Here is a 12360-nt window from a genome sequence, read left to right on the forward strand (position 1 = left end):
AACTGTTCTTACATTCCTGGTGGACACTCCCGCGATGGCAACTTATCCCCGATTGGCAAGCCTGAAGACGTTTGACGATTTTCAGCGACGGCTCGACGAACTGGGCTTGGAGCTACCGGCCGACCGCGAAGTCACCGCGGGGGCGGAGTCGGTACTCGCTCAATCAGCCCAGGCGGGCACGCTGGCGATTGGCAATCGTTTCTGCATCTTGCCGATGGAGGGTTGGGACGGAACGTCCGACGGCAAGCCCAGCGATCTGACTCGCAGGCGTTGGAAACATTTTGGAATCAGCGGGGCAAAGTTGATGTGGGGCGGCGAAGCCGTGGCGGTCCGACACGATGGTCGCGCCAACCCGAACCAACTCTGTTTGACCGAAGCCAACCAGAAGGACATTGCCCAGCTCCGCGAACTTCTGATCGCTGCTCACGTCGAACGATTTGGAGACGATGACGGCCTGGTGGTGGGACTGCAGTTGACGCATTCGGGACGGTACGCCAAGCCGAACGACCACCACACGCCCGAGCCTCGGATCGTTCAGCGGAACCCGGCGCTGGATCCTCGGGTGCGAGTTGATGACGACACGCCAATTCTGACCGACGACGCACTCAAAGCACTGATCGATGATTTCGTTGCCGCGGCCGCGCGGGCTCAAAAACTTGGTTTTGATTTCGTTGACATCAAGCACTGCCACGGATACCTGGGCCACGAACTTCTTAGCGGCATCGATCGGCCGGGTGAATTCGGAGGCAGCTTCGAGAACCGCACGCGATTTCTACGCGACATCGTCGCCGGGATCCGCAGTGAAGCACCTGGGTTGGAGTTGGGGGTCCGGCTGAGCGTGTTTGATTTTGTGCCTTATTGCCAGGCAGAGTCGGGCGTTGGCGTCCCGGACCCGTTGGCCGATCCCCGGTTGGTGTTCGGATCCACTCCGGGGGGCGACGGCATCGATTTGACCGAGCCCCTTCGCTTCTTGGAACTGATGCAGCAGCTCGGCATGCGACTGATTTGCACGACCGCCGGCAGTCCCTACTACACACCGCACCTGCAACGCCCGGCCTTCTTCCCACCCAGCGATGGCTACCAGCCGCCGGAAGATCCGTTGGTCGGCGTGCAGCGCCAGATTGCGGCGACGGCCCAGCTGAAGCAACGGTTTCCGGAGATGTTTGTGGTCGGATCGGGGTACACCTACCTGCAGGATTGGCTGCCGAACGTTGCCCAAGCGGTCATTCGCGATAGACTCGCCGATTCGATCGGTCTGGGCAGGATGGTCCTGTCCTATCCAGACCTGCCGGCCGACGTGTTGGAGGGACAGACCCTGGCGCGAAAGCGCATCTGTCGAACCTTCAGCGACTGTACGACGGCGCCACGCAAGGGCATGATCAGCGGTTGTTACCCGCTGGACACGTATTACAAGGAAATGCCCGAGCGGAAACAGTTGCAGGAGTTGAAGAAGCTTTCCGTTCGCAATTCCTGATCGGTCTGTCGTCGGGACCGCCACACCCTGGTTCCAAAGCTCCCGCCTTGGAACCCGGTGCAATGCAGGCTCCGCCTGCTGGCGAAGCTTGGGCTGGCAGAGCCAGCGAGACAGTGCGTTCCCAGGCGGGAGCCTGGGAGCGAGGTTGTTCGATGCCCGCTGTATTCAAGGCTCCCGCCTAGGAACCCGGTGCAATACAGGCTCCGCCTGCGAGCGAAGCGGGGGCTGGCGGAGCCAGCGAGACAGTGCGTTCCCAGGCGGGAGCCTGGGAACGAGGATGTTCGATGCCCGCTGTATTCAAGGCTCCCGCCTAGGAACCCGGTGCAATGCAGGCTCTGCCTGCTGGCGAAGCAGGGGCTGGCAGAGCCAGCGAGACAGTGCGTTCCCAGGCGGGAGCCTGGGAACGAGGATGTTCAATGCCCGCTGGATTCAAGGCTCCCACCTAGGAACCCGATGCATTGCAGGCTCCGCCTGCTGGCGAAGCAGGGGCTGGCAGAGCCAGCGAGACAGTGCGTTCCCAGGCGGGAGCCTGGGAACGAGGTCGCGTGTGGCTGCCGCTCAGTGGGCCTGCTGGTTGATCGGCTCTTCGACGACCAGCGAAGCGGGGAAATCGGCCGCTTCCTTGCCGCCCTTTTCCGCCCAGCGTTTGTTTTGGCTGCGGCCTTTCGGTTGATTCATGGGAATGTCCATCCCGCCCGCTTCACCAAGCATCTCGTACAGCTTGTTCTCCATCTCTTCCGCCACCGAGTTGTAGTCGGGGTTGTTGATCAGGTTCTTGGTTTCGCCCGGGTCGGTCGTCAGGTCGTAGAGCTCGTCGACATCCCATAGTCCGTAATAGGTGATGTACTTGAAGCGATCCCCGCGAAGGGCGAACTGGGTCGGCGATTGGGGGAAATTCTTTTCCCAGTAGTAGACGTACAGAAAGTAGTCGCGCCAGGGCATGTCCGGGCGGTTGGGAATGTCCAAAAAGCTTCGTCCGTCCATGTAATCGGGTGCCTGCAATCCAGCCGCGTGCAGGATCGTCGGTCCGACGTCGATATTGCCGATCACGTTCTCGACGACGGTGCCGCCTTTGAACAGGTTCGGGCATTGCATCATCATCGGAACGCGAATCGACGCTTCGTAGGAAACGCGTTTGTCGATCAATCCGTGCTCTCCCCACATGAAGCCGTTGTCGCCCATGTAGATGACCAGCGTGTCGTCGTGGATTCCCATCTTCTTCAGCTGGTCCAGGACGCGTCCGACACTGTCGTCCACCGCCAGAACCGATTCGCAGTAACGACGATACAGGTAATCCAGTCCTCGAGCGCTTTGGTAGGAGAAATCGATGCCGTGCCAACTGTTCTTTTGATCCCGCACCCACCGCGGAGCATCGTTCTCCGCTTTGATGTTCTCTCCCCGCGGAAGAAAGCTCAGGTCCGCGTCGGCGTACCGGCCCTCGTGACGCTTTGCCGGAGTAAAGTTGGCATGAACGGCCTTGTGGGACAGGTACAGAAAGAACGGCTCTTCGTCATCACGTTGATCCAGCCAATCGATCGCGTAGTCGGTCAATTCATCCGTGATGTAGCCCTTTTGCTTGACGCGTTTTCCGTTGACGTTCAGCGTGTAGTTGGGCCCGGGCGGCAGATAATTCCCTTGGCCACGAAAGCTGATCCAGTGGTCGAATCCGGGACGCGGATCGTCGTGATGACCGCCCATGTGCCACTTTCCGATGAAGGCCGTTTCGTAGCCCGCCCGCTGAAGGTATTGCGGGAAGAACAACGTGCCTTCGGGGACCGTCCGGTTGTTATCGATCACGCGGTGTTTGTGCGTGTACAAACCGGTCAGGATGGAAGCGCGACTCGGGGAGCACAAAGACGTGGTCACAAACGCGTTCTTCAGGTGCACTCCGTTGGCCGCCAGAGAATCCAGGTGCGGCGTCTCCAGGAACGGGTGCCCGGCAAAACCCATCGCGTCGTAGCGGTGGTCGTCGGTCAGGATGAAGACCACGTTACGCGGCTTGATCGCATCGCGTTTGGGAGTTTCCGGCAAGTCCTCCGCAGGGCACACAGCGGAAAAACCGATCAGCGCGGCAAGGGAGAAAGCGGATGCCAGGACGGTAACACGGCGGGAGAGAACAGCCATCGGGGGCGGGGCTCCGGGTTCGGTGGGGAAGAGGCGTGAATCGCTTGGAACAGTCTAAACCGAATGCCAAGCCAGTCACAACGATCCCCAGAAGTTTGACCGGACCGGTGGCGGAGTTGGCCGGCGTGATCAACTTGCAATCGCCGAAACCCCGTCGCCCTCTTCTCCAGACGGCGAAGAACTCAACCCCGTAGCCGCCGTCGCCAGACGGCGGAGAACTCAGTCCCGTAGCCGCCGTCGCCAGACGGCGAGGAACTCAGCCCCGTAGCCGCCGTCGTCGAAGAACCCAACCCCGTAGCCGCCGTCGCCAGACGGCGGAGAGCGGCGATTTGAATTTTCGCAAATCACTTCACCCTGCCGCGCGGAGGGCGTGCAGCCTTATTTCACCCTGCTTTCCATGGTGGGGCGAGCGCTGCGTGGGGAGAATTGCTTTGCCTCTCGCCTGAGCCGGTTGCTGTCGCCGCTTCGCGGCTGGCCTTTAATGGGCGACCGTTTCCGTCGGCTCACGCCGACGGCAGGGGGCTGTCGGCGCGTCGCGACTTGAGGGCGTGCAGCTTTATTTCACCCTCCTTTCCTAGGAGGGCGAGCGTCACGCTTCGCCGCGAGTGCGTCCGCGAGTCAGAGTTCAGGGACGGGTGGCAATGCGTTGCCCCTTGGGCCGCAGCACGTACACCTTGGGGTCGTCAACGATGAACGTGGTGCTCCAACGTTGTCCGTCGTCGGCACTGCAGATGTTGTAGAAGAACGTGCGGAAACGCTCGGCCCGGTAGCTGTACGGGTACTGGCTGCTGATGTAGTCATCCTCGGTCAGGTCGTCGACACCGGGTGAAGCGTAATAGTGCACCATGCCGTCGGGCGTCACGCTCATCCCCATGGTCCACCAACCGGTGGTGGTAATTTGCGGGCCGCGGAAATCGCCGCCTCGCTGATTGCCTCGAATCCGCAGGTAGGCATAGTCGTTCGGTTTGCCGGTTTGCGATTTGCTCTCGAACTCGACAAACATGCCCGGCCAGTAGACTTCGTTGCCCATCTCTTCGACGGTGCGTTTGAAGATCCCGATCCCGACTTCTTTGTCGACCATCGCCGTGGTCTCCAATGCCAGCCGGAATCCGAAGTGGGGACCGCTGCGGTTTTCCCAGGTATCGACGGGCGGCAGGAACACACGCGTGGTGACGCTGGGCACCTCGGAGATGTCGAGGCGGCGTTTCAAGCGGTACTGCACGTTGGCGACAAAGTCATCTTGGTGCATCGTTCCGCTGGGACGGCCGGGAATCCCCGTGAACTTGCTGCGCATCAGCAGTGCACCGGTGCTTCCAGGAATGCCTCCGGGTGGCGTGGCAACGCGGCGGACCACATCGGGGTGCCCCCGTTTGATGCCTTCATACCAGCGGCCGTTGGTCGTGCGACCCATCGGGCCACGCTGGTTCTCGTCGATGTCTTCGGTGCTCTTGGGATCCCGCGGGATGTATTTCCACTCGGGGTCTTCGAAATCATCCGCGACGCCGACGATCTCACTTCCGGTTCCCGGGACGACCGGCCGTTGGGCGTCCGCGTCGGTAACGCCGGCTGTTGCCAGTAAGGCCAGGCCCAGGGTCGCGCGGCTCACCGCGTTTCCGGTCTCCGCCGCCCATCGGCACAGCAATGCCCTTCCCTTTCGCAGGCGGATCTGGCGAGCGTCCATCGATAAGCGTCCTAGCGAGATCTTCATCGCTTCTCATGTCCGTTGGCGGCAGTCTTTATCCAAGCGCGGGGCGGACATGGCGACACGGTGCGGCGCAGCACGCCGTCACGCCGAATCAGACCTGGCCTCCCCTGTCATCCGTTGATCGGCATGGCCGGGTCCGGACTGTACCGATTCTCCCGGTTTTCACGCATTCGCAGCTTGGTCGGAGACGGTCAGTCGAAGGTTCGGTCGACCGGCGACGGTGACTCAGGCGGTGCGGAGATGGACGCTGCGACAAAGCTCCGCGATGCCGCCTTCGGCGGCCAGGTGAAAGGTCGGGATGTTGGCCGCAATCAAGGGGCCGGCCAGGGCTCCATAGTCATTGATGTCGAAAGTGTTGATGATCGCTGCGACCGCTCGGCCGCGCCGGGAGAATCCGATCAACGCGGACAACGTTTCTTCGCTGGCCATTTGAAAGATCGCAATCAGCGTGGTTTCGCTGCTGATCCGGGACTCGGTCTCCGTCAGCAACTGTCCCAGGGACATCGCGTCGGTGCGTTCCAGCCGAGCCAAGGTTCGACGAAGTTGTTGAAGATGGACGGCACCGCGACCCAGGTCCACGACGACCGGGCGGATTCGATCGCTGGCTTCCAACATTTGCGCCGATTGCCTGGCATGGTCGCGAACCCGATGATCACCGGACCAGCCTTCCTGGCGGATTCTGTCGGCAGCGTCCCGACCATTGCTGATCAGGGCAAAAGGCTGCGATTGCTCATGCAGAGAGTTCGCGATGGAGACCGCGGTGGTGATCGCCAGGTCCGTGCGGATCGGTTCGTTGCGGACCGGATTGGTGTCGCAGTGAAGATCCACCACCAGCGTTGCGCCGGCGATCGATGACGGTTCGTAGACCTTGCTGTGAAGCACTCCCGTGCGGGCCGTTGCGGACCAGTGCACCCGTCGCATCGGGTCTCCCGGTTCCCACCGCCGGATTCCGCGCAGCCGCGTCGGGTCCTCCATCACGTTGTCACGCATGCGAATCTCCCCCATCGGACGGCGCGACCCAATTTCGTAGTCGGTCAGTTCCACGACCTTTGGAAGGACGGTGACGTATTGCGGTTGGGCGCCCACGCGGTAGCGGCGATACAGGCCCATCAGGTCGCCGGTTTCCAGCACCGTGGGACCGATTTGGAAATAACCCCGGCGGCGGCATTTGATCTGGTATTTCAGGTGGTGCGTCTGTCCCGGCCACAGCAGCAGGACGGCCACGCGGTCGCCGTCGACCTCCAGGGTCGGCGGGTCATGGACGGTGGCCCAGCGTGGCAGCAAGTCCTCGACCAACAACCAAAACACCGGCACCCGACTTTGATTGGTGATGGAAACGTCGACCGGCAGGATCTCGCCCACTTTCAGTTCGGCATCGCCTCCTGCGCGGGACGCGATCGAACAGTTCGTCCAGGTGGATGCCAGGAACCGATTGATCACGATGACCAACGCCGCGGCGATGGCGGCCAACACCCACAACGAAGCTCCAAACAGCCACCCCAGCAACAGCAGGGCGGCGGCGCCGGCGATCATTCCGAATCGTCGACTCGGTGGGGGCGTTGGGTCGGAGGGTGACATCGCCACATGATAACCCAAGGCGGTGCGCCTGACGGTTCTGTGCGTCGGGTCGCTGCGTCCGGTTCACCGCGTCCCGTTCGCGGCCGATGCTCAACCTATGGATCGTCAACTGCGGTCGGTCCGACGCCGTCCAAGAATCCTCACAGCGGCGCGGGCAAATCTCGCTTTTCAAACACCCGCGCGGCGGCCAGGTAACAGAGGCCACCCAGCGTCACCAGGATGCCGGAATACACCAGCGGCGGAAACATCGCCTCGGGCATCACTTCGGTCAGACTCCAGGGAGCCCGCAGGTCGCCGTCCTGGACCAGTGTGGTCAGTTTCTGAGGCCGATAGCAATTGAAAAACGACAGCGGTTGTAACCAGTGCAACACTTCGGTCGCCTTGCCCAAGCCGAACATCACCAGTTGGACCACATAAATCGCCATCACCACGCCGACCGTCCGCCATCGATAGCGGTCCAGACTGCTCAGCAACGTGGACAATCCCAGCAGGAAAAAACCGAAGGCAAACAAGTTGAACGTGGCCGCACCAAACGCTCGCACGTCGACACGCTCGGACAACGGAAAAGATTCTTTCACTGGGTCGCCAGTTTGCAGGGGGATTTCCCAGCCCAGTAGCGGAACCTCGACGCTAGGCGGCGGAACGGTTTCGTCGACGGTGGTCGCGGAAACGCCGACGGCGATGCCGACCCAAACCATCGCGCACAGCAAAGCCAGCCCGGCGACGGCCACGGTCGCGTGGGACCACAGCAACGTGCCACGGCTGATCGGTTGCCCCAACATCATCTCCATCGTCCCGCGTCCCAGCTCGCCGCTGACCACGTCACTGCCCCGTGAAATGCACCAGATCACGGTGCACAAGATGACGATCGGTTCGTCGAACGTCATGCCGACACGGCCCTGGTACGTGAACAGCGCATCGAAACTGATCGGCGCTAACTTTTCGAACTGGCGGAACTGTTCCAGGATCGTTTGAAACTGGCCCATGTCCAGCAGACTGACCACCCACACACGGACCCACGCGAACGCGAACAGGGTCAGCGAACAGGCGGCCAGCAGCAGAAAAGATTGTTTGATGTAGCTGCGAACGAGAACGTGGTCGATCAAACCGAGGCCTCACGTGCGGCGGAATCCTGCGAGCCGGAGGCCGTTGGATGCATCAAGCTTTCCGGGGCCTCCCGCGGAAACCGAAGCGTGTCGCGATGCACGGAATCGTAAACCGCCCTCAAACCCAACGGCTCGATGCGAATTCGCTGTAGCTGCAAAGAGGTGATCCAGGGAAGCAATTTCGCCAGGTCGCCGGCAATGTCGATGCGTATCGGATACACCCCGTTCCGGGCAGTCGTCGAAACGGAGTGGACCTCCACGGCCTGACGCAGTTCCTCCGGAACCATCGCCGACAGCGTGCCGTCATCCGGCCGATGCTGGTCGCGAAGTTCTCCCCAGACACGATGACGCTGGAACAAGTCGTCCATTTCCAACTGGTGGGCCAACACGCCGCGACGCAGAAATGCTACCCGGTTGCAAGTCTCTTCGATTTCACTGAGGACGTGCGAGGAAAGAATCACGGTGCGCCCTTGGGCGTTCGCTTCGCGGACCAGGTCCAGCACGGTGGCGCGAACCGTCGGATCCAGGTTCGCCGTCGGTTCATCCAGAATCATCAGCGGCGTCGATGGCGCCAGGACGATGGCGAGGGCCAGCTTCTGTCGCATTCCGGTCGACATCATCCCGACCCTGCGGCTGGTGTCCAGTTCCAACGCGTCGGCTAGCTCCAGGCTGCGTTGCAGATTTCCCCTGGGGTGCAACTGCGAGAAAAAACGCAGCACGCCATGACCGCGCAGGTGCCGCGGCAGCCGCGCATCCCCCGGCAAGTAGGCAACGTTGCGGCGGACTTCCACCGAATCCTCCGCCGGGTCGTGACCACACACCACGGCGCGACCCGCCGTCGTCCGCAGGAATCCCAACAGGGAACGAATCAACGTGGTTTTGCCGGCGCCGTTGGGGCCCAGCAGCCCAAAGATGTCGCCCGGGCGTACCTCCAACGTGCAATCGATCAAGGCACGAAATTCGCCGTAGCTCTTCGACAGTCCGCGGCACAGGACGATCGGATCTTCCGCGGGCCGATCCTGGGTGTTGCTCACGGGCGTCTCGACCACACCGGACATAAACAGGCGATGACTGTACGAACTGGAACGATCTGATTGATGATAGCCCCCGGGATGATAGCCCACGGGCGCGAACCTGCGAATGACCAAACGCACTATTGTGCAAGACGGTCAAACCGAGAACACTGACCGGCGTCACTTGGACGTTCCCCCCTAAAAGTTCCTCGCGGTCCGCAACGTTCGGCAATTTGTTATGACTGATTTCCAACTTCCAGTCGGGTTTCGTTTCTCCGGCGTCGCGGCCGGCATCAAGAAGAGCGGTAAACCGGACGTGTCGTTGATTGTCGGGGACGGCCCCCTGACCGCGGCCGGCGTGTACACCCAGAACCAGGTCGTCGCGGCACCGGTCCTTTGGTGCCGTCAACGGACACCGTCGGATTCGGTTCGCGCCGTGATCACCAACAGCGGCAATGCCAACGCCTGTACCGGGGACCAAGGACTCCAGGATGCCCAGACCATGTGTCGCCAAGTCGCCGCGGCGGTCGCGATCGATCCGGACGACGTGCTGGTGATGAGCACGGGGATCATCGGGCAGCCGTTACCGATGGAAGTGGTGTGCCGGGGGATCGATGCCGCCGCCGACCAGTTGGGCGATTCTGCGGAGGATTTCGTGAGAGCCGCTGACGCGATCCTGACCACCGACCAGGGGCGCAAGGTTGCCTCGCGCGTCGTCGTCTTGGGCGATCAGCCGGTGCGAATCGCCGCGATGGCCAAGGGGGCGGGCATGATCGCGCCCAACATGGCGACTCTGCTGGCCGTCGTGCTGACCGATGCAAAGCTGACTCCGACGCAGGCTCAAGAATTGATCGCGGGCGCCGCCGATCGTTCTTTCAACTCCGTCAGCGTCGATGGTCATACCAGCACCAATGACACGCTGCTGATGCTTTCCAGCGGTGCCAGCGGCGCGGAGGTGACCGCGGAACATCTGCCGGCCTTCGCGGCTGCCGTGGAACAGATCTGCCAGGAATTGGCCTGGGCATTGGTGGCCGACGGCGAGGGGGCGACCCACGTGATGAGAATCCAAGTCACCGGTGCGGCGTCCGACGGAGATGCCAAAGTGATCGCGCGGGCGGTCGGTGAAAGTCTGCTCGTCAAAACGGCCATCACTGGCGGCGATCCCAACTGGGGCCGCATCGTATCCGCCGCCGGAGCGGCCGGACCGAAGATCGAGCCGACGAAAACGGCGCTGAAAATCAACGGCACCCCGATCTACAGCGACGGCGGCCCCACGCGCTACGACGCCGCCACGCTCAGCCAGTCGATGAAGGCCGAAAAAGAAGTCCTGGTCGAACTGACCGTTGGACAGGGGTCGGGACAAGCCACCCGGTGGGCCAGCGACCTGACCGTGGAGTATGTCCGCTTCAACAGCGAATACACCACCTGAGGCGGTCCGCCGGGCGATCGCCACGGAGGATCCAGCGTCGGGGAGTTTTGGCATTCTTCCCCAAAAAGAGCCGACAGCCGGATTCGAACCGGCGACCTAATCATTACGAATGATTTGCTCTACCAGCTGAGCTACGTCGGCAAGCTGCGGGAGCGAGAAGCTTTATCGGCCGCCCAAGGGCACCACTTCACGTTCCTTCGCTCAGAAAAGTACAAAACCCGCCCCATCTTCGCCAGTGCCTATCGGGCAAGACGGGCGCCCCAGACCGCGATTTCTGCAATTGAGCCGAAGGGGCGGGAAAAGAATTGGGCGAGCAGCGTGCCACGACTCGACAAAAATTATTTTTTTCGTTAAAAAAATCTTTCCGGCAACGGGTTTCCCCGGTGACCCCGGTCCGCGCCTGGCCTTCCCCGAGAGCCGGTCAGGCAAAAAATCGGCCCGATGATTGCCTCGCCGGGCGTCAGCTGGGCGCGGATTCCCGCTGATGCGTCATCACGGCGATATCGACCGAACAACCACACGCTCGCTGGGCGAGCAGGAGAATTGCACTCGATGAACGAAGTCGAACTGGAAGTCGTCGACTTGAAGGAAATCATTCTTTCGAACAACTCCTTCGGCCCGAACGACGTTGCCGAAATTCGTCAGATGATCGCGGAGAACTACGGCCACTTTGCCGAACTCCGTGACGCTGTGAACGAAATGGAGACAGATTCGGCGATCACTCCCGCCGGCAAGACCAAGATGGGCGTCTGCCTGTTCTTGCTGGGGCGGTTTTCCGATTCGCTGCAAACGCTGCAGTCGGCCGATGGCAGTGCAACCGCACTGTTCTACTGCGCCCGCTCCCTGTTCGAACTGAAGCAGTTCGATCGGGCAATTGAGTATTACGAGAACGCACAAAAGGCCGGTTACAACGCCGACCAGTGCAAGATCTTCATCGCCGAATCCCACCGCTACTCCGGCCGGATCGAAAAGGCGATGTTGTTGCTCGATGACATCTTTGGCCCTGCCGAGCAAACCGCCGAGTACATGTACCAACGCGCCGCCACCGTGGCCGCCATTGGCGGACGCCGCGACGAAGCGATCACGCTGTATCAGCGGGCAGTTCAGACCGACGAGAACCACGCCGGTGCGTTGTTCGGATTGGCTTGGGAAAACGACCGTATGGGCAACGATGACGAAGCGTTGAAGCTTTACGAGCGTGCCGCCAAAGCATTTCCCACCGGCGTCGGTGCCCTGGTCAACTTGGGGCTGATCTACGAGGACCGAAACGAATTCGACAAAGCCCAGATTTGCTACAAGCGGATTTTGGACGCGCATCCGGACGATACTCGGACGCAGCTGTACATGAAGGACGCGTCGGCCAACGGCAACATGCTGTACGACGAAGAAATGCAGCGCCGAAACGACCGTTTGGCCCAAACCTTGAACATGCCGGTCGCCAACTTCGAGCTCAGCGTTCGCAGCCGCAATTGCCTGTCCAAGATGGGAATCGAAACGATCGGCGACCTGACCCGGACCAGCGAGTCTGAATTGCTGTCCAGCAAGAATTTCGGCGAGACCAGTCTGATCGAGATCCGCGAAATGCTCTCCAGCAAGGGATTGAAGCTGGGGCAGTTTGCGCACGAGAAGAAGACCACCGAGCCGCCCGTCGATACCAGCCACCTGTCGCCCGACGAACAGGCGATGCTGGAACGACCGATTTCCGACTTGAACCTGTCGGTACGTGCCCGCAAGTGCATGGCTCGTTTGCAGCTGAACTCGATCGGCGAACTGCTTCGCAAGACCGGCGACGAACTGCTGGAGTGCAAGAACTTCGGTGTGACCAGTCTGACCGAAGTCCGCGAAAAATTGACCGACTTGGGGCTGAAGCTCCGCGGCGACTGATCGCGGCGCCCGCTAGCGGAGGCTTCCTCCGGCAGGCCACGCTGCCA

The 12360-nt window shown here is 61.4% G+C and carries 8 protein-coding genes and 1 tRNA gene; 3 read left to right on the plus strand and 6 right to left on the minus strand.

The features are described from left to right. Nucleotides 1-34 precede the first annotated feature (34 nt). On the plus strand, nt 35-1474 hold the full coding sequence (locus FYK55_RS18145) for an oxidoreductase (RefSeq protein ID WP_150077864.1): 1440 nt from the start codon (nt 35-37) through the stop codon (nt 1472-1474). A gap of 558 nt (nt 1475-2032) precedes the next feature. On the opposite strand, the gene FYK55_RS18150 is transcribed toward FYK55_RS18145, so the two are convergent. From FYK55_RS18150 to FYK55_RS18170, 5 genes are all read right to left on the minus strand, one after another. Continuing rightward, on the minus strand, nt 2033-3598 hold the full coding sequence (locus FYK55_RS18150; RefSeq protein ID WP_150077865.1) for a sulfatase family protein: 1566 nt from the start codon (nt 3596-3598) through the stop codon (nt 2033-2035). 625 nt (nt 3599-4223) lie between these two features. After that, nucleotides 4224-5306 carry a hypothetical protein gene (locus FYK55_RS18155; RefSeq protein ID WP_235908786.1) on the minus strand — a complete coding sequence of 361 codons (1083 nt, stop codon included), beginning with the start codon at nt 5304-5306 and terminating at the stop codon, nt 4224-4226. A gap of 222 nt (nt 5307-5528) precedes the next feature. After that, nucleotides 5529-6836, minus strand: coding sequence for a DUF58 domain-containing protein (locus tag FYK55_RS18160; protein WP_235908787.1), 1308 nt, complete (start codon nt 6834-6836; stop codon nt 5529-5531). A 185-nt stretch (nt 6837-7021) separates the two neighbouring features. Beyond that, nucleotides 7022-7987: an ABC transporter permease subunit gene (locus FYK55_RS18165; protein ID WP_150077867.1), complete on the minus strand. Its 966-nt coding sequence runs from the start codon at nt 7985-7987 to the stop codon at nt 7022-7024. Further along, nucleotides 7984-9021, minus strand: a complete 1038-nt coding sequence (locus FYK55_RS18170) for an ATP-binding cassette domain-containing protein (protein WP_315854056.1) — start codon at nt 9019-9021, stop codon at nt 7984-7986. Before FYK55_RS18170 ends, FYK55_RS18165 begins: the two co-directional genes overlap by 4 nt. Nucleotides 9022-9238: 217 nt before the next feature. Between FYK55_RS18170 and argJ the strand changes: the two genes are divergently transcribed. Then, the gene (argJ, locus tag FYK55_RS18175; RefSeq protein WP_150077869.1) at nt 9239-10429 is read left to right on the plus strand and encodes a bifunctional glutamate N-acetyltransferase/amino-acid acetyltransferase ArgJ; all 1191 of its coding nucleotides are present in this window, start codon (nt 9239-9241) and stop codon (nt 10427-10429) included. Nucleotides 10430-10497: 68 nt separating this feature from the next. On the opposite strand, the gene FYK55_RS18180 is transcribed toward argJ, so the two are convergent. Next, nucleotides 10498-10570, minus strand: a tRNA-Thr gene (locus FYK55_RS18180). A 411-nt stretch (nt 10571-10981) separates the two neighbouring features. Here FYK55_RS18180 and FYK55_RS18185 point away from each other — a divergent pair. Further along, nucleotides 10982-12313 (plus strand): tetratricopeptide repeat protein, encoded by a 1332-nt coding sequence (locus FYK55_RS18185; RefSeq protein ID WP_150077870.1) that lies wholly within the window; start codon nt 10982-10984, stop codon nt 12311-12313. The last annotated feature ends 47 nt before the right edge of the window (nt 12314-12360 follow it).

Origin of the sequence: Roseiconus nitratireducens (assembly GCF_008629675.1) — a bacterium.
Classification (GTDB): domain Bacteria; phylum Planctomycetota; class Planctomycetia; order Pirellulales; family Pirellulaceae; genus Stieleria; species Stieleria nitratireducens.